Raw genomic sequence first — 16,668 nt, forward strand, 5'->3', positions numbered from 1 at the left:
ACGAAGTTCAAGGCCGAAGCCTACATCCTGACGAAGGAAGAGGGCGGCCGCCACACGCCGTTCTTCACCAACTACCGTCCGCAGTTCTACTTCCGCACGACGGACGTGACGGGCGTGGTGAGCCTTCCCGAAGGCACCGAGATGGTGATGCCTGGCGACAACATCGCCATGGAAGTGACGCTGATCGCTCCGATCGCCATGGAAGAGAAGCTGCGCTTCGCCATCCGTGAAGGCGGCCGCACCGTCGGCGCCGGCGTCGTCTCCTCGATCATCGAGTAATCTCTTGGGTCCGGGGGCGCGCCGGCCAGACGGCGCGTCCTTTTCTATTGAAGTACGTCGGCCCGGAGGGGTCTTATGATCAACGGTCAGAATATCCGAATCCGCCTCAAGGCGTTCGATCACCGCATTCTCGATGCGTCGACCCGTGAGATCGTCTCGACGGCGAAGCGGACGGGCGCCCAGGTTCGTGGCCCCATTCCGCTGCCTACCCGTATCGAGAAGTACACGGTCAATCGTTCGCCCCACATCGACAAGAAGTCGCGTGAGCAGTTCGAAATGCGCACCCACAAGCGCGTTCTCGACATCGTGGACCCGACCCCGCAGACCGTGGACGCGCTGATGAAGCTCGACCTCGCCGCCGGTGTTGACGTCGAAATCAAGCTCTGACGAGCGTTATTGCCGACGGTTGCCTCGGCACGCCTTAGAGGATACGCAAATGCGCTCAGGCGTCATTGCACAGAAGGTGGGGATGACACGCATCTTCACCGAAGCGGGCGAGCATGTGCCCGTTACCGTTCTGAAGCTCGACCAGTGCCAGGTGGTCGCGCATCGCACCCTCGACCGTAACGGTTACACCGCCCTTCAGGTTGGTTCGGGCTCGGTCAAGGTCAAGAACGTCAGCCGCGCCCAGCGCGGTCATTTCGCCGTGGCCAATGTTGAGCCGCGTCGCCGTCTCGCCGAGTTCCGCGTGGAGCCGGACCAGCTGATCCCGGTTGGCGCCGAGATCACCGCTGACCACTTCGTCGCCGGCCAGTACGTGGACGTCACCGGCACGTCGACCGGCAAGGGTTTCGCCGGCGGCATGAAGCGCTGGAACTTCGGCGGTCTTCGCGCTTCGCACGGCGTGTCGATCTCGCACCGCTCGATCGGCGGCACCGGCGGTCGTCAGGATCCGGGCAAGGTGTTCAAGGGCAAGAAGATGCCCGGGCACATGGGCGCCGAGCGGGTGACCACCCAGAACCTGCGCGTTGTCCAGACTGACGTCGAGCGCGGCCTGATTCTCGTCGAAGGCGCCGTTCCTGGCGTCGCCGGCGGCTGGATCATGGTTCGCGACGCGGTCAAGCGCGCGCTGCCGAAGGAAGCCCCGGTTCCGGGCGCTTTCCGTGAGCGCGGCGCCGCCGCTGCTGAGGCTGTTTCGGAGGCTCCGGCCACTGACGGTCAGGAGACGACGTGATGAAACTCGATATCACCACGCTTGAAGGGCAGAGCGCCGGCTCGGTCGACGTCGACGACGCGATCTTCGGTCTTGAGCCCCGCGCCGATCTGATCCATCGCTACGTGCGCTGGCAGCTCGCCCGCCGTCAGGCCGGAACCCATGCTTCGCAGGGTCGTTCCGACGTGTCGCGGACGCGCAAGAAGATCTACAAGCAGAAGGGCACCGGCAGCGCCCGTCACGGCGCCGCCAGCGCGCCGCAGTTCCGCGGCGGCGGCAAGGCTTTTGGTCCGGTTGTGCGCGATCACTCGCACGACCTGCCAAAGAAGGTCCGCGCTCTGGCCCTGCGTCACGCCCTGTCGGCCAAGGCGAAGGACGGTTCGATCGTCGTTCTCGACAAGGCCGCGGTCGCCGAGCCGAAGACCAAGGCCCTGCGCGGGCAGTTCGGCAAGCTCGGCCTGATCAACGCCCTCGTTGTCGACGGCAGCGAGCTGGACGCGAACTTCAGCCTCGCGGCGCGCAACATTCCGAACGTCGACGTGCTGCCCGTTCAGGGCATCAACGTCTACGACATTATTCGCCGTGAGAAGCTCGTGCTGACCAGGGCGGCAGTCGACGCGCTGGAGGCGCGCTTCAAATGAGCAGCACTCGCCCCACTGACGTGCGCCATTACGACGTGATCATCTCGCCGGTGATCACCGAGAAGGCGACCGTTCTGTCGGAACAGAACAAGGTCGTCTTCCGTGTGGCCAAGAATGCAACCAAGCCTGCGATCAAGGCGGCGGTTGAGAAGCTGTTCAACGTGAAGGTCGCGAGCGTCAACACGCTCGTCACCAAGGGCAAGGTCAAGCGGTTCCGCAACACCCTCGGCCAGCGCTCTGACGTCAAGAAGGCCGTTGTCACCCTGGTCGATGGCGAGTCCATCGACGTGACGACCGGTCTGTGAGCGGATACGGGAATCTGTAGCAATGGCACTGAAATCCTATAATCCGATCACGCCGGGCACGCGCCAGCTGGTCCTCGTCGACCGCTCGTCCCTTTACAAGGGCAAGCCGGTCAAGACGCTGACGGAAGGCAAGTCGTCGTCGGGTGGTCGTAACAACAACGGTCGCGTCACGGTCCGCTTCCGCGGCGGCGGTCACAAGCAGAGCTATCGTCTCGTCGACTTCAAGCGTCGCGAGAACCTTGGCGAAGCTGCGACGGTCGAGCGTCTGGAATACGATCCGAACCGCACCGCGTTCATCGCCCTGATCAAGTTTGCGGACGGCAAGCTGTCGTACATCCTGGCGCCGCAGCGCCTGGCTGTTGGCGACACCGTCGTCGCCGCCGAGCAGGCTGACATCAAGCCCGGCAACGCGATGCCGCTGGCCAGCATGCCGATCGGCACGATCGTGCACAACATCGAGACCAAGATCGGCAAGGGCGGTTCCATCGCCCGTTCGGCCGGCGCTTACGCGCAGATCGTTGGTCGCGATCATGGCTACGTCATTGTGCGCCTGAATTCGGGTGAGCAGCGTCTGGTTCATGGTCAGTGCTTCGCCAGCGTCGGCGCTGTGTCGAACCCCGACCACATGAACACCAACATGGGCAAGGCGGGTCGCCGTCGCTGGCTGGGCCAGCGTCCGCACAACCGCGGCGTCACCATGAACCCGATCGACCACCCGCACGGCGGCGGCGAAGGCCGCACCTCTGGCGGTCGTCACCCGGTCACCCCGTGGGGCAAGCCGACGAAGGGCAAGAAGACCCGCGCTAACAAGCGGACTGACGCCTTCATCGTCACCAGCCGGCACAAGCGGAAGAAGTAAGGAACCGCACAATGGCGCGTTCAGTATGGAAAGGTCCGTTTGTCGACGGATATCTCCTCAAAAAGGCCGATGCAGCCCGTGCGTCCAGCCGTTCGGAAGTCGTGAAGATCTGGAGCCGTCGCTCCACCATTCTTCCGCACTTCGTCGGTCTGACGTTTGGCGTTTACAACGGCCAGAAGCATATTCCCGTCCAGGTGACCGAAGAAATGGTCGGCCACAAGTTCGGCGAATTCTCACCCACCCGCACCTATTACGGGCATGCGGCTGACAAGAAAGCGAAGAGGAGGTAAGCATGGGCAAGCCTGCCAATCCCCGCGCTCTTGCAGACAACGAGGCCCGCGCCGTGGCGCGGAACCTCCGCGTTTCTCCGCAGAAGCTCAACCTGGTCGCGCAGCTGATCCGCGGCAAGAAGGTGTCTCGCGCCCTGGCTGACCTCGAGTTCAGCCGCAAGCGCATCGCCGTCGATGTCCGCAAGACGCTGCAGAGCGCCATCGCCAACGCCGAGAACAACCATGACCTCGATATCGACGACCTGGTCGTCGCCGAGGCGTTCGTCGGCAAGGGGCTGGTGATGAAGCGGTTCCATGCCCGCGCCCGCGGTCGTGGCACGCGTATCGAGAAGCCGTTTGCGAACCTGACCATCGTGGTTCGCGAAACGCCCGCGACAGCCTGAGGACGGGATCATGGGTCAGAAAGTCAATCCGATCGGTCTTCGCCTCGGCGTCAACCGCACGTGGGATTCCCGCTGGTTCGCGCGCAAGGGCGAGTACGGTCAGCTGCTGCATGAAGACGTGCGCATCCGCGAAGCGCTGCGCAAGATGCTGAAGCAGGCCGCTGTTTCGCGCATCGTCGTGGAGCGTCCGCACAAGAAGTGCCGGGTCACCATCTACTCGGCGCGTCCGGGCGTGGTGATCGGCAAGAAGGGCGCGGACATCGACAAGCTGCGCCGCGCTGTGGCGAAGATGACCGACGCTGACGTCGCCATCAACATCGTCGAAGTGCGCAAGCCGGAGATCGACGCGACGCTGGTCGCCGAGTCGATCGCCCAGCAGCTCGAGCGTCGCGTGGCGTTCCGCCGCGCCATGAAGCGCGCCGTTCAGTCGGCGATGCGTCTTGGCGCCGAGGGCATCCGCATCAACTGCTCCGGTCGTCTGGGCGGTGCCGAGATCGCGCGTATGGAGTGGTATCGCGAAGGTCGCGTGCCGCTGCACACGTTGCGCGCTGACGTCGATTACGGCGTGGCCACCGCCTTCACCACCTACGGCACGTGCGGGATCAAGGTCTGGATCTTCAAGGGTGAGATCCTGGAGCATGATCCGATGGCCCAGGACAAGAAGATGAACGATGACGGCGGCCGCTCGCAGGCGCGTCGCGGGTCGGACGCGTCCCGGTAAGGGGCGCGGAGACCAGGAGCAGAAGCAATGCTGTCGCCCAAAAGAACCAAGTTCAGGAAGCAGTTCAAGGGCCGTATCCACGGTGTCGCCAAGGGTGGAACCGACCTCAACTTCGGTGAGTTCGGCCTCAAGGCGCTTGAACCCGAGCGCATCACCGCGCGTCAGATTGAAGCGGCCCGCCGCGCCATCACGCGTCACATGAAGCGCGCTGGCCGCGTCTGGATCCGTATTTTCCCGGACCTTCCGGTTACGGACAAGCCGACCGAAGTGCGTATGGGTAAGGGCAAGGGCTCGCCGGAATACTGGGCCGCCCGCGTCAAGCCCGGCCGCATCATGTTCGAGCTGGACGGCGTTAACGAGGAGATCGCCCGCGAGGCGCTTCGTCTCGGCGCCGCCAAGCTGCCGATCAAGACGCGCTTCGTGCAGCGCATCGCCGAGTGAGGAACAGGCAATGAAGACGAAAGACAGGCTTGCCGACCTCAAGCGGATGTCGGCGGACCAGCTCGGCGAAGAGTTGGTGAAGCTGAAAAAAGAGCAGTTCAATCTGCGCTTCCAGCGTGCTACAGGGCAGCTGGAAAACACGAATCGCGTGCGTGAGGTCCGTCGGGACATCGCCCGCATCCGCACGCTGCAGGCACAGCCTGCCGCTCCAAAGGCTTGAGGAGGCGGGAATGCCGAAGCGCGTTCTCCAGGGAACGGTCGTCAGTGACAAGGGCGACAAGACTGTGGTGGTGAAGGTGGAGCGTCGCTTCACCCATCCGCTGTTCAAGAAGACCGTTCGCCGCACCAAGAACTATCATGCCCACGATGAGGGCAATGTGTTCAAGGTCGGCGACGAAGTGCTGATCCAGGAATCGAAGCCAATTTCGAAGACCAAGTCCTGGGTCGTGCTGGAGAAGTCGGGCCAGGCCTGATTTTTCCGTCACATACGGCGAGGGGACGCCAGATCCCCGTCAGTCGTAGTCCGGCGCCGTGGGCGTCGGAAACCGGCTGAGACAGAGAAAGGATCTTGCCATGATCCAGATGCAGACGAACCTTGATGTCGCTGACAATTCCGGCGCCCGCCGCGTCATGTGCATCAAGGTGCTTGGGGGCTCCAAGCGCAAGTATGCCGGCGTCGGCGACATCATCGTTGTGTCCGTCAAGGAAGCCATTCCGCGCGGTCGCGTGAAGAAGGGCGACGTCATGAAGGCCGTCGTCGTTCGCACCGCGAAGGACATCCGTCGCGCCGACGGCTCCGTGATCCGTTTTGACAACAGCGCGGCTGTTCTGATCAACAATCAGAAAGAGCCGGTTGGCACCCGTATTTTCGGACCGGTGCCGCGCGAGCTGCGCGCGCGCAATCACATGAAAATCATTTCGCTCGCCCCTGAGGTGCTCTGATGGCTGCGAAGATCAAGAAGGGCGACAAGGTCGTCGTCCTCACCGGCCGTGACCGGGGCAAGTCTGGCGAAGTCGTTCAGGTGTTGCCGAAGGAAAACCGCGCTGTGGTCCGTGGCGTGAATCTGGTGAAGCGTCACCAGCGTCAGACGCAGACCGCGCAGGGCGGCATCATCAGCAAGGAAGCGTCGCTCGATCTGTCGAATGTTGCGCTGGCCGATCCGAAGGACGGCAAGGCGACGCGCGTTGGTTTCAAGGTTCTTGACGATGGCCGCAAGGTGCGCGTCGCCAAGCGTTCCGGGGAAGTGATCGATGGCTGAGAAAGACAGCAAGAAGGTCGCCAAGGCCAAGGCGCCGAAGGCTGACAAGGCCGAGGTCGCTACCGGCGCGCGTCCGCGCACCCCAGAAGGCTACGCCGCCCGCCTGCGCAAGCACTACGACGAGGTCGTGCGTCCGAAGCTGGTCGAAGAGTTTGGCTACGCCAACCCGATGCAGGTTCCGCGCATCGAGAAGATCGTGCTGAACATCGGCGCCGGCGAGTCGACGGGCGACAGCAAGAAGGCGAGCATCGCCGCCGAGGACCTGACCCAGATCACCGGCCAGAAGGCCGTTGTGACCCGCGCCCGCAAGGCAATCGCGACGTTCAAGCTGCGCGAGAACATGCCGATCGGCGCGAAAGTGACGCTGCGTAATGTCCGGATGTACGAGTTTCTCGACCGTCTGGTGACCATTGCGCTGCCGCGTGTCCGCGACTTCCGCGGGCTCAATCCGAAGTCCTTCGACGGGCGCGGAAACTACGCTTTCGGCATCAAGGAGCACATCGTGTTCCCTGAGATCAACTACGACAAGGTCGACACCATGTGGGGTATGGACGTGATCGTCTGCACCACCGCGACGACCGACGCCGAGGCCCGCGCGCTCCTGAAGCACTTCAACTTCCCGTTCCGGCAGTGAGCAGGGCTGCCTGCTCATACGCGGACACCGGAGAATACTGATATGGCGAAGAAGAGTTCGATTGAGAAGAACAAGCGTCGCGAGAAGCTGGTCAAGCAGTACGCTGGCCGTCGCACGCGTCTTCTCGAGATCGCTGAGGACAAGAACCGTCCGATTGAAGAGCGGTTTGAGGCCGTTCTGAAGCTTGCGCAGCTGCCGCGCAATTCCAGCCCGACGCGCGTCCGTAACCGTTGTGAGGTTTCCGGTCGTCCGCGCGCCTATTATCGCAAGCTCAAGATGTCGCGTATCGCGCTTCGCGAGCTCGGATCCCAGGGTCTGATCCCGGGTCTGGTCAAGTCGAGCTGGTAAGGAGAGCGCCATGGCTGTGAATGATCCCATCGGCGATTTGCTGACCCGCATCCGCAATGCGCAGATGCGTCGTCGCCCCCGCGTGACCAGCCCCGGTTCCTCGCTGCGCGCCCGCGTCCTGGACGTGCTGCAGCAGGAGGGCTATATCCGCGGTTTCACTGTGACCGAGTACGGCAACGGCCGCACCGAGTTCGAGATCGAGCTGAAGTACTTTGACGGCCAGCCGGTGATCCGCAAGATCGAGCGCGTCTCCAAGCCCGGCCGTCGGGTTTATGCTTCCGTCGACGCCATGCCGCGCGTGGCTGACGGTCTTGGCGTCACCATTCTCTCGACGCCGAAGGGCGTCATGGCCGATCATACGGCTCGCGAGAGCAACGTGGGCGGCGAAGTGCTCTGCAAGGTCTTCTGACCAGCAGCGTTGTCGAACCCACGGGGGACCACATTATGTCTCGTATCGGAAAAAAGCCGGTTACCGTGCCGTCCGGCGTCACTGCGACGGTCGACGGTCAGCTGGTCAAGGTCAAGGGCTCGAAGGGCGAACTGTCCTTCGTTGTTCCTGACGATGTGTCGGTTTCTCTCGCTGACGGCGCCATCTCGGTGCAGCCGCGTGATGAATCCAAGAAGGCCCGCTCTCTCTGGGGCATGTCGCGTTCGCAGGTCAGCAACCTGGTTGAAGGCGTCAGCAAGGGTTTTGAGAAAAAGCTCGAGATCAGCGGCGTCGGCTACAGGGCCGCTGTCGCTGGCAAGACGCTGAAGCTGTCGCTGGGTTTCAGCCACGACGTTGACTACCCGGTGCCGGAAGGCATTGCTATTGTGACGCCGAAGCCGACGGAAATCGTCGTGTCCGGCATCAACAAACAGCAGGTCGGTCAGGTCGCCGCCGAGATCCGCGAGTATCGTGGCCCCGAGCCTTACAAGGGCAAGGGCGTCAAGTACGCCAACGAATTTATCTTCCGCAAGGAAGGCAAGAAGAAGTAAGGATCGAACATGGCTTCGAATCAAGGTTCGAGCGATCGCCGCAAGGCGCGCGTTCGCCGCGCTCTTCGGGCCGCCGCCAATGGCCGTCCCCGGCTGTCGGTGTTCCGGTCCTCCAAGCAGATTTACGCCCAGATCATCGATGATGTGAAGGGCGTGACCCTGGCGGCTGCTTCCTCGCTGGAGAAGGATCTGCGTTCCGGTCTGAAGACCGGCGCGGACATCGAGGCGGCGAAGGTTATCGGCAAGCTCGTTGCAGAGCGCGCCGTGGCCGCCGGCGTTAAGGATGTCGTGTTCGATCGCGGCTCCTACATCTACCACGGCCGCGTCAAGGCCCTGGCTGACGCCGCCCGCGAGGGTGGCCTCAACTTCTGACGGCGCCAGACGCCCATTATGGCTGAACGGCAGGTCGCCCTGGAAAGGGGCGGCCTGTTCGCGTCAGCCTTTTTGGCGTTTCGCTGGAAGAGGCATTGCGGCGAACAATGGTTTAGCGAGCGGGGGCCGCAGCCCGCGAAAGTGAGATGGTTATGGCAAGAGACAGGCAGCCGCGCGAAGAGCGCGAGCGCGACAGCGAATTCGTTGATCGCCTTGTACACATCAATCGTGTCGCCAAGGTCGTGAAGGGTGGTCGCCGTTTTGGCTTCGCCGCCCTCGTGGTCGTTGGCGACCAGAAGGGCCGCGTTGGCTTCGGCCATGGCAAGGCCCGCGAGGTTCCGGAAGCCATCCGCAAGGCGACCGAGTCGGCGAAGCGTTCGCTGGTTCGCATTCCGCTGAAGGAAGGCCGCACCCTGCATCACGACGTCAACGGCCGTTGGGGCGCTGGCAAGGTGGTGCTGCGCGCTGCGGCGCCGGGCACCGGCATCATCGCCGGCGGTCCGATGCGCGCCGTGTTCGAGACCCTGGGCGTGGCGGACGTGGTGGCCAAGTCGCTTGGTTCGTCCAACCCGTACAACCTGGTTCGCGCGACGATCGACGCGCTGAAGCAGGAAGACAGCCCGCGTTCGGTGGCCGCGCGCCGTGGTCTGAAGGTTTCGACCCTTCAGTCGCGCCGTCGTGACGCCGGCTCTGACGTTTCCGCTGAAGCGTGAGGGAGGGCGGCATGTCCAAGGCTCAGAAGACAGTGACGGTTGTGCAGATCGGTAGCCCGATCCGCCGCGTGTCCACCCAGCGCGCGACGCTGATTGGTCTCGGTCTCAACAAGATGAACAAGCGCTCGACGCTGCCCGACAATTCCGCCACCCGCGGCATGATCGAAGCAGTGAAGCACCTCGTTCGCGTCGTGGACGGGGAGTGAGAAACATGAAGCTCACAGACATTCGCGATAATCCGGGCGCCACCAAACAGCGCATGCGCGTTGGCCGCGGCATCGGTTCCGGCAAGGGCAAGACAGCTGGCCGTGGCGTCAAGGGTCAGAAGTCCCGCGCCGGTGTCGCCATCAAGGGCTTCGAAGGCGGTCAGATGCCGGTGCATCGCCGCCTGCCGAAGCGCGGCTTCACCAACATTTTCCGCAAGGACTACAACGAGGTTAACCTCGGCCGGCTGCAGGCGGCGATTGACGCCGGCAAGCTGGATGCGTCCGCTCCGGTGACTGTTGACGCGCTCGTGGCCGCTGGCGTTTGCGCCAAGGCCCGCGATGGCGTCCGCATTCTCGGCGCCGGAGAACTGAAGGCGAAGCTCGCCCTGCAGGTTGCGGGCGCCTCCCGCTCTGCCGTAGAAGCGGTGGAGAAGGCGGGCGGCTCCGTCACGATTCTCGGCGGTGATGCTGCTGCGGAAGCCTGAGGTTGTTTCTCAGGTTTATGTGATATCCGTCTGAATTTGTTAAAATTTCAAAGACGGTCCTGAAATCGGGGGGCGGCCTGCCGCCCTCCGTTGGGGCCCGAGGGTCAAGCGCATGGCATCGGCAGCTGAACAGCTCGCTTCCAGTCTCAATTTCAGTTCGCTGGCGAAAGCGGAGGAGCTGAAAAAGCGGATCTGGTTCACGTTGGGCGCGCTGATCATCTACCGCCTCGGCACCTACATCCCGCTGCCGGGCGTCAATCCGGAAGCGGTGGCTGATATTTTCCGCCAGACCCAGGGCGGCGTGCTCGGCCTGTTCAACATGTTTTCCGGCGGCGCTGTCGGGCGACTTGCGATTTTCGCCCTGAACATCATGCCGTACATCTCGGCCTCCATTATCCTGCAGTTGCTGACGAGCATCGTGCCGTCGCTGGAGCAGTTGAAGAAGGAAGGCGAGCAGGGCCGCAAGGTCATCAACCAGTATACGCGCTATCTCACGGTCGTCCTGGCGCTGTTCCAGGCGTGGGGCATCGCTGTGGGCCTGGAAAGCTCGGGCAATGTTGTCCTTGAGCCCGGCCTGTTTTTCCGCATTTCCACGGTGATCACGCTGCTCGGCGGCACCATGTTCCTGATGTGGCTCGGCGAGCAGATCACGGCGCGCGGCATCGGCAATGGCGTCTCGCTGATCATCTTCGCGGGCATCGTCGCCGAGTTGCCGCAGGCCATCGCCGGCACCCTTGAGCTGGGTCGTCAGGGCGCGCTGTCCACCGGCATCATCCTTGGTGTTCTGGTCATGGCCGTCGCCGCCATCGCTTTCATCGTTTACATGGAGCGGGCCCAGCGCCGGCTGCTGATCAACTATCCCAAGCGCCAGGTGGGCAACCGCCTGTACGAAGGCCAGACCTCGTTCCTGCCGCTGAAGCTCAATACGGCCGGCGTCATTCCGCCGATCTTCGCTTCGTCGCTGTTGCTGTTGCCGACGACCATCGCCAGCTTCTCCCAGAGCAGCGACGGCACGGGCTTTCTGGCGACCATGTCGGCGTACCTTGGCCACGGGCGGCCGCTGTATATCGTACTGTATGTGGCGCTGATCGTTTTCTTCGCCTTCTTCTATACGGCCATCGTCTTCAATCCGTCGGAGACGGCCGACAACCTGAAGAAGCAGGGCGGCTTCATTCCGGGAATTCGTCCGGGCGAACGCACCGCGGATTTCATTGACTATGTGCTGACGCGCATCACCGTGATCGGCGCGGCCTTTCTGGCCCTCATCTGTCTGCTTCCCGAACTGCTGATTTCCTATGCCTCGCTTCCCTTCTATTTCGGCGGCACCTCGCTGCTGATCGTCGTGAGCGTCACGATGGACACGGTGGCGCAAGTGCATGGCCATCTGCTCGCGCACCAGTACGAGGGCCTCGTGAAGAAGGCCAAACTCAAAGGGGGACGGCGTAAATGAGACTGATTCTTCTGGGCCCTCCGGGCGCGGGCAAGGGAACCCAGGCGAAACGTCTGGTGGAGCGTTATGGCATTCCGCAGCTGTCGACCGGCGACATGCTGCGCGCCGCGGTTGCCGCTGGCACGCCGGTTGGTCTCAAGGCCAGGGCGGTGATGGACGCGGGCCAGCTCGTCTCCGACGATATTGTGATCGGCATCGTCGCCGACCGTATCGAAGAGGCGGATGCGAAGAAGGGCTTCATTCTCGACGGATTTCCGCGCACGGTGGCGCAGGCCGAGGCGTTGGGCGACATGCTTGCCGGCAAGGGGCTCAGGCTTGACGCGGTGGTTGAGCTGGTTGTCGATCAGGATGGCCTGGTGAACCGTATCATCAATCGCGCCAACGAATCGAAAGCCAATGGCGAGCCGGTTCGCGCGGACGATGATCCGGAGGTCTTTAAAACCCGCCTGGCAGCCTATAACCGCGACACGGCGGTTGTGGCGCCGTTCTATGAGGGCAGGGGCCAGCTTACGCGTATTGACGGCGAGCAGCCGATCGACGCCGTGAGCGCCGCGCTGTATGCGGCGCTGGACAAGGTTGACGCCTGAGCGTTTTGGGGTTAACAGGGCGCAACTTTTTCGATCGGCGCCGTTCTTTCCTGAGAGGGGACGGCGCCGTTCGCATTGCGTTTCCCGCAGGGCCGGCCTCCACCGGATGCGGGTTTTGCCGCGAAACGCGGCGTTGAAGAAACCCGGCGCAGGCGCGCCGGCCACATGGAGACGACATTGGCTCGTATTGCTGGCGTAAACATTCCGACCAACAAGCGCACGGTTATCGCGCTTCAGTATATTCACGGCATCGGCGCCAAGTTCGCGTCCGAGATTTGCGAGAAGGTCGGCATTCCGGCCGAGCGCCGCGTGAACGAGCTGACCGACCAGGAAGTGCTGCAGATTCGCGAAACCATTGACCGTGACTATCTGGTCGAAGGCGATCTGCGTCGCGAAGTGTCGATGAATATCAAGCGCCTGATGGATCTGGGCTGCTATCGCGGTCTGCGTCACCGTCGCGGTCTGCCGGTGCGTGGTCAGCGCACCCACACCAACGCCCGCACCCGCAAGGGCAAGGCGAAGCCGATCGCCGGCAAGAAGAAGTAATCTGGGGCCGGTTCGCCGCCCTTGCGCGGAGCGGGATTGTCCCGCTCCGCGATATTTTGTCCCGAGCGCCTGGCAATACGGGCGCGCCTGAAGGAAGTGGTTTATGGCCAAGGAAGTTACCCGCGTTCGTCGCCGCGAGCGCAAGAACATCGTCTCCGGCATCGCGCACGTGAACGCCAGCTTCAACAACACGCTGGTCACCATCACCGACGCGCAGGGCAACACGATCTCCTGGTCGTCCGCCGGCACGATGGGCTTCAAGGGCTCGCGCAAGTCGACCCCGTATGCGGCGCAGGTTGCGGCCGAGGACGCGGCCCGCAAGGCCGCCGAGCACGGCATGCGCACGCTTGAGGTTGAAGTTTCCGGCCCCGGTTCCGGTCGTGAGTCCGCCCTGCGCGCGCTGCAGGCTGCCGGTTTCACCGTGACCTCGATCCGCGACGTGACGCCGATCCCGCACAACGGTTGCCGTCCGCGCAAGCGCCGCCGCGTCTGATCCTGATAGCCCCGGTTCGCCGGGGTTGCGCCGTTTGCGGCGCGCCGCCCTTTGACATGGCGTTGGCGCGCCGCCCCTTATGAGATCCGCAGAGGTGTGCTCGTGATCCAGAAAAACTGGCAGGAACTGATCAAGCCGGGCAAGCTCGAGGTGTCCGGCAGCGATGACCGCAGGCACGTGGCGACCCTCGTGGCAGAGCCGCTCGAGCGCGGCTTCGGCCTGACGCTTGGCAATGCCTTGCGGCGCGTCCTCCTGTCGTCTCTCCAGGGCGCTGCGGTGACGGCGATCCAGATCGACGGCGTGCTGCATGAGTTTTCGTCGGTGCCTGGCGTTCGCGAGGACGTCACCGACATCGTGCTGAACGTGAAGATGGTCGCCATTCGCATGCAGGGCGAAGGCCCCAAGCGGATGACACTGCGCAAGCAGGGGCCTGGTCTTGTCACCGCCGGGGACATCAACACGGTCGGCGATATCCAGATTCTCAACCCCGACCTGCCGCTGTGCACGCTGGACGACGGCGCTGAAGTGCGCATGGAGTTCACCGTCAACACGGGCAAGGGTTATGTGCCGGCTGAGCGCAACTGCCCCGAGGACGCGCCGATTGGCCTGATCCCGGTGGACAGCATTTTCAGCCCGGTGCGCAAGGTTTCCTACCGGGTCGAGAACACCCGTGAGGGTCAGGTTCTTGACTACGACAAGCTGACGCTTGAGGTGGAGACAAACGGCGCGGTTTCGCCGGAAGACGCCGTGGCCTACGCCGCGCGCATCCTGCAGGACCAGCTGGCCATCTTCGTCAACTTCGAGGAGCCCCGTCGCGAGGAGGCTGGCGCCGCCGCCGCGCCGCAGCTGCCCTTCAATCCGGCGCTGCTCAAGAAGGTGGATGAACTGGAGCTGTCGGTCCGCTCGGCCAACTGCCTCAAGAACGACAACATCGTTTACATCGGCGACCTTATTCAGAAGTCGGAGGCGGAAATGCTTCGCACGCCGAACTTCGGTCGCAAGTCGCTCAACGAGATCAAGGAAGTTCTCGCAACCCTTGGCCTGCACCTCGGCATGGACGTGCAGGGCTGGCCGCCGGAGAACATCGAAGACCTCGCCAAGCGCTTCGAAGAACACTACTGAGTTTTACGCGCTGGCCGTTTGAGGCCAGCCAAACAAGAGAGCGGCCGTACCGTGGCACGGCGGCCGCATAAATCTGGAGATAGCCAATGCGTCACGGTTTTGCCCATCGTCGTTTCAACCGCTCCTCCGAGCACCGCAAGGCGATGTTCGCCAACATGGCTGCGGCGCTGATCAAGCATGAGCAGATCGTCACCACCCTGCCGAAGGCGAAGGATCTGCGTCCGATCGTTGAGAAGCTGGTAACCCTCGGCAAGCGCGGCGACCTGCACGCCCGTCGTCAGGCCATCGCCCAGATCCGCGACCAGGATCAGGCCCGCAAGCTGTTTGAGGTGCTGGGCCCGCGCTACAAGGAGCGCAACGGCGGCTACCTGCGCATCATGAAGGCCGGCTTCCGCTTCGGTGACAATGCGCCGATGGCTGTCATCGAGTTCGTCGATCGCGACGTTGACGCGAAGGGCAAGGACTCGGGTCCGACCCAGCAGGCTGCTGACGAGGCGTGATTGTCCGCCAGGTTGAGATTTTGAAGAAGGGCGGTGGTTGCACCGCCCTTTTTTATTTGGTCAACAGGAAGGCTTCGTGATCCGTTTCAGGATCGCCACTTTTCCGTTTGAATTCTGCGGGAGTTTGGATGCGCTGGCGTATGTTTCGCGCAGCGGGCGCAGGGTCGGGCGCTGACGCCTGAATTCGCGCCGGGTTACATGCGCGCCAGCGCGGAGCGGGGTTCGCGGCCCTGCCCCTGAGGGCAGGACGGCAGGATATTGGTGTGGCGGCCCCGTTTCGGCGTTCGCCCTGCGTTTGAAGAATGGAGAATGCGGATGGTTCCTGGCGTAACCGGAATGCGGCCAGCCAGTGCGGCGGTGTGGCGCGATGCAGGTTCGCGCGCGGCCTTGCGAGTTGCGCTCGCGGCGGCCCTCGGCGTGGCGTCCATGGTTATCAGCCCGCTGGGGGCGTTGGCCCAGACCCGCGAGGTTCCGCAAGGACGCAGTGAGATCCAGCTCTCCTTCAGCCCGATCGTCAAGAAGGTGGCGCCGTCGGTGGTCAATGTCTACGGCGCGCGGGTTGAGCGGCAGCAGCAGAATCCGCTGTTTGAAGACCCATTTTTCCGGCGTTTCTTCGGTGGCGATTTCGGCGTGCCGCGGGAGCGGGTGGCCCGCTCGCTCGGCTCGGGGGTGATTGTCGATCCGTCGGGCGTCATCGTCACCAATCACCATGTCATCGAGAACATGACAGAGGTGAAGATCGCCCTTGCCGACAAGCGTGAGTTTGAATGCGATATCGTGCTGCGCGATCCGCGCACCGATCTGGCGGTGCTCCGCATCCGCGACAAGGGCGTGAAATTGCCGGCGATGGAGCTGGGGGATTCCGATGCGCTTGAGGTGGGCGATCTGGTGCTGGCCATCGGTAACCCGTTTGGCGTTGGCCAGACGGTGACCCAGGGCATTGTTTCGGCGCTGGCCCGCACCCAGGTCGGCATTGGTGACTACCAGTTCTTCATCCAGACCGACGCCGCGATCAATCCTGGCAATTCTGGCGGCGCCCTCGTCGACATGAAGGGCAGGTTGGTCGGCATCAACTCCGCCATCTATTCCCGCTCCGGCGGCAGCGTCGGCATCGGCTTCGCCATACCGGCGGCGATGACGCGGGTCGTGGTGGAATCGGCCAGAAACGGCGGCAAGATGGTCAAGCGGCCGTATTTCGGCGGACGCCTGCAGGCTGTCACCGCCGATATCGCCGAAAGCGTCGGGCTTGAACGGCCGACGGGGGCCTTGGTGGCGGAGCTTCGCCCAGGTAGCCCGGCGGCGGAAGCGGGGCTGAAGCGCGGCGACGTGATCCTGTCCGTGGACGGGCAGGCCGTGGATGACCCGGACGCCTTCGGCTACCGGTTGGCCACGCGCCCGATGGGGGGGCAGGCCACGCTGGTCGTGCAGCGCGGGCCCCGCAAGGAGACGCTGAAAATCCGTCTGGCGCCGGCGCCGGAAACGCCGGCGCGCGAGGCAGTGAAGCTGCCGCAACGCACGCCGTTCGGCGGCGCTACCGCAGCCAACCTGTCGCCGGCGGTGGCGGAAGAGCTGTCCATGGATGTCGCGGGCAGCGGCGTGGTGATCTCGGATATCGCCGATGGCTCCAGCGCCGCACAGGTGGGGCTGAAGAAGGGCGACGTCATTCTGGCCGTCAATGGCGAAAAGGTCGCGACGTCGCGCGAACTTGACGCCGCCCTGTCGCGGCGCGCCCGTTACTGGGAGATCACCATCAAGCGTGGCGAAGAGGTGTTCACGGCCGTTCTGGGCGGGTGAGCAGGGGGGCAGGGTTGCGTGTTCCACGGGATGGTGGGCACTGATTCCACCGGATGATGGGCGCGCGTTCCACGCGATCATGGGCAGCATTTCCACGGCATCGTGGGCA

At 63.5% G+C, this 16,668-nt stretch carries 29 protein-coding genes; all 29 read left to right on the plus strand.

Going from position 1 to position 16,668, the window contains the following annotated elements; all coding sequences use genetic code 11:
• A partial coding sequence (locus EV666_RS17105; RefSeq protein WP_483458298.1) for an elongation factor Tu occupies positions 1 to 279 on the plus strand: 279 nt, incomplete at its 5' end.
• Between the two features lie 78 nt (positions 280 to 357).
• Positions 358 to 666: a 30S ribosomal protein S10 gene (gene rpsJ / locus EV666_RS17110; RefSeq protein ID WP_132010777.1), complete on the plus strand. Its 309-nt coding sequence runs from the start codon at positions 358 to 360 to the stop codon at positions 664 to 666.
• Between the two features lie 49 nt (positions 667 to 715).
• Positions 716 to 1,453 (plus strand): 50S ribosomal protein L3, encoded by a 738-nt coding sequence (gene rplC, locus EV666_RS17115; RefSeq protein WP_132010726.1) that lies wholly within the window; start codon positions 716 to 718, stop codon positions 1,451 to 1,453.
• On the plus strand, positions 1,453 to 2,073 hold the full coding sequence (rplD, locus tag EV666_RS17120) for a 50S ribosomal protein L4 (protein WP_132010779.1): 621 nt from the start codon (positions 1,453 to 1,455) through the stop codon (positions 2,071 to 2,073). The genes rplC and rplD overlap by 1 nt, the downstream gene beginning before the upstream one ends.
• Positions 2,070 to 2,378: a 50S ribosomal protein L23 gene (locus tag EV666_RS17125; protein WP_132010728.1), complete on the plus strand. Its 309-nt coding sequence runs from the start codon at positions 2,070 to 2,072 to the stop codon at positions 2,376 to 2,378. Before rplD ends, EV666_RS17125 begins: the two co-directional genes overlap by 4 nt.
• A 22-nt stretch (positions 2,379 to 2,400) precedes the next feature.
• Entirely contained in the window at positions 2,401 to 3,237 is an 837-nt protein-coding gene (gene rplB / locus EV666_RS17130) for a 50S ribosomal protein L2 (protein WP_132010730.1), read from the plus strand.
• Positions 3,238 to 3,248: 11 nt separating this feature from the next.
• Complete coding sequence (rpsS, locus tag EV666_RS17135; protein ID WP_132010732.1) at positions 3,249 to 3,527, plus strand: 30S ribosomal protein S19; 279 nt, start codon at positions 3,249 to 3,251, stop codon at positions 3,525 to 3,527.
• Between the two features lie 2 nt (positions 3,528 to 3,529).
• Complete coding sequence (gene rplV / locus EV666_RS17140; RefSeq protein WP_132010734.1) at positions 3,530 to 3,910, plus strand: 50S ribosomal protein L22; 381 nt, start codon at positions 3,530 to 3,532, stop codon at positions 3,908 to 3,910.
• A gap of 10 nt (positions 3,911 to 3,920) precedes the next feature.
• Complete coding sequence (gene rpsC, locus EV666_RS17145; protein WP_132010736.1) at positions 3,921 to 4,631, plus strand: 30S ribosomal protein S3; 711 nt, start codon at positions 3,921 to 3,923, stop codon at positions 4,629 to 4,631.
• 27 nt (positions 4,632 to 4,658) lie between these two features.
• Positions 4,659 to 5,072: a 50S ribosomal protein L16 gene (gene rplP / locus EV666_RS17150; protein WP_132010738.1), complete on the plus strand. Its 414-nt coding sequence runs from the start codon at positions 4,659 to 4,661 to the stop codon at positions 5,070 to 5,072.
• A 10-nt stretch (positions 5,073 to 5,082) separates the two neighbouring features.
• Complete coding sequence (gene rpmC / locus EV666_RS17155) at positions 5,083 to 5,292, plus strand: 50S ribosomal protein L29 (RefSeq protein WP_132010740.1); 210 nt, start codon at positions 5,083 to 5,085, stop codon at positions 5,290 to 5,292.
• A 10-nt stretch (positions 5,293 to 5,302) separates the two neighbouring features.
• Positions 5,303 to 5,545, plus strand: coding sequence for a 30S ribosomal protein S17 (gene rpsQ, locus EV666_RS17160; RefSeq protein ID WP_132010742.1), 243 nt, complete (start codon positions 5,303 to 5,305; stop codon positions 5,543 to 5,545).
• 100 nt (positions 5,546 to 5,645) lie between these two features.
• On the plus strand, positions 5,646 to 6,014 hold the full coding sequence (gene rplN, locus EV666_RS17165; RefSeq protein WP_132010744.1) for a 50S ribosomal protein L14: 369 nt from the start codon (positions 5,646 to 5,648) through the stop codon (positions 6,012 to 6,014).
• A complete protein-coding gene (gene rplX / locus EV666_RS17170) occupies positions 6,014 to 6,331 on the plus strand; it encodes a 50S ribosomal protein L24 (RefSeq protein ID WP_132010746.1) in 318 nt (105 codons plus the stop codon). Before rplN ends, rplX begins: the two co-directional genes overlap by 1 nt.
• Positions 6,324 to 6,965 (plus strand): 50S ribosomal protein L5, encoded by a 642-nt coding sequence (rplE, locus tag EV666_RS17175; protein WP_132010748.1) that lies wholly within the window; start codon positions 6,324 to 6,326, stop codon positions 6,963 to 6,965. The genes rplX and rplE overlap by 8 nt, the downstream gene beginning before the upstream one ends.
• 42 nt (positions 6,966 to 7,007) lie before the next feature.
• Complete coding sequence (gene rpsN, locus EV666_RS17180) at positions 7,008 to 7,313, plus strand: 30S ribosomal protein S14 (RefSeq protein WP_132010750.1); 306 nt, start codon at positions 7,008 to 7,010, stop codon at positions 7,311 to 7,313.
• A 10-nt stretch (positions 7,314 to 7,323) separates the two neighbouring features.
• Positions 7,324 to 7,722, plus strand: coding sequence for a 30S ribosomal protein S8 (gene rpsH, locus EV666_RS17185; RefSeq protein ID WP_132010752.1), 399 nt, complete (start codon positions 7,324 to 7,326; stop codon positions 7,720 to 7,722).
• A 35-nt stretch (positions 7,723 to 7,757) separates the two neighbouring features.
• Positions 7,758 to 8,291: a 50S ribosomal protein L6 gene (gene rplF / locus EV666_RS17190; protein WP_132010754.1), complete on the plus strand. Its 534-nt coding sequence runs from the start codon at positions 7,758 to 7,760 to the stop codon at positions 8,289 to 8,291.
• A gap of 9 nt (positions 8,292 to 8,300) precedes the next feature.
• Entirely contained in the window at positions 8,301 to 8,663 is a 363-nt protein-coding gene (gene rplR / locus EV666_RS17195) for a 50S ribosomal protein L18 (RefSeq protein WP_132010756.1), read from the plus strand.
• 152 nt (positions 8,664 to 8,815) lie between these two features.
• The gene (gene rpsE, locus EV666_RS17200) at positions 8,816 to 9,376 is read left to right on the plus strand and encodes a 30S ribosomal protein S5 (RefSeq protein ID WP_132010758.1); all 561 of its coding nucleotides are present in this window, start codon (positions 8,816 to 8,818) and stop codon (positions 9,374 to 9,376) included.
• A gap of 11 nt (positions 9,377 to 9,387) precedes the next feature.
• Positions 9,388 to 9,582, plus strand: coding sequence for a 50S ribosomal protein L30 (gene rpmD / locus EV666_RS17205; RefSeq protein WP_132010759.1), 195 nt, complete (start codon positions 9,388 to 9,390; stop codon positions 9,580 to 9,582).
• Positions 9,583 to 9,587: 5 nt separating this feature from the next.
• A complete protein-coding gene (gene rplO / locus EV666_RS17210; RefSeq protein ID WP_132010761.1) occupies positions 9,588 to 10,067 on the plus strand; it encodes a 50S ribosomal protein L15 in 480 nt (159 codons plus the stop codon).
• Positions 10,068 to 10,179: 112 nt separating this feature from the next.
• Positions 10,180 to 11,517 carry a preprotein translocase subunit SecY gene (secY, locus tag EV666_RS17215; RefSeq protein WP_132010763.1) on the plus strand — a complete coding sequence of 446 codons (1,338 nt, stop codon included), beginning with the start codon at positions 10,180 to 10,182 and terminating at the stop codon, positions 11,515 to 11,517.
• Positions 11,514 to 12,104, plus strand: coding sequence for an adenylate kinase (locus EV666_RS17220; protein WP_132010765.1), 591 nt, complete (start codon positions 11,514 to 11,516; stop codon positions 12,102 to 12,104). The genes secY and EV666_RS17220 overlap by 4 nt, the downstream gene beginning before the upstream one ends.
• 177 nt (positions 12,105 to 12,281) lie before the next feature.
• Positions 12,282 to 12,650 (plus strand): 30S ribosomal protein S13, encoded by a 369-nt coding sequence (gene rpsM, locus EV666_RS17225; protein ID WP_132010767.1) that lies wholly within the window; start codon positions 12,282 to 12,284, stop codon positions 12,648 to 12,650.
• Between the two features lie 103 nt (positions 12,651 to 12,753).
• Positions 12,754 to 13,143 (plus strand): 30S ribosomal protein S11, encoded by a 390-nt coding sequence (gene rpsK / locus EV666_RS17230; RefSeq protein ID WP_132010769.1) that lies wholly within the window; start codon positions 12,754 to 12,756, stop codon positions 13,141 to 13,143.
• 102 nt (positions 13,144 to 13,245) lie between these two features.
• Positions 13,246 to 14,265, plus strand: coding sequence for a DNA-directed RNA polymerase subunit alpha (locus EV666_RS17235; protein ID WP_132010771.1), 1,020 nt, complete (start codon positions 13,246 to 13,248; stop codon positions 14,263 to 14,265).
• Between the two features lie 86 nt (positions 14,266 to 14,351).
• Positions 14,352 to 14,765: a 50S ribosomal protein L17 gene (gene rplQ, locus EV666_RS17240; RefSeq protein ID WP_132010773.1), complete on the plus strand. Its 414-nt coding sequence runs from the start codon at positions 14,352 to 14,354 to the stop codon at positions 14,763 to 14,765.
• Positions 14,766 to 15,101: 336 nt separating this feature from the next.
• The gene (locus EV666_RS17245; protein WP_376886320.1) at positions 15,102 to 16,559 is read left to right on the plus strand and encodes a Do family serine endopeptidase; all 1,458 of its coding nucleotides are present in this window, start codon (positions 15,102 to 15,104) and stop codon (positions 16,557 to 16,559) included.
• The last annotated feature ends 109 nt before the right edge of the window (positions 16,560 to 16,668 follow it).

This window comes from Camelimonas lactis, from assembly GCF_004342915.1.
Classification (GTDB): Bacteria; Pseudomonadota; Alphaproteobacteria; order Rhizobiales; family Beijerinckiaceae; genus Camelimonas; species Camelimonas lactis.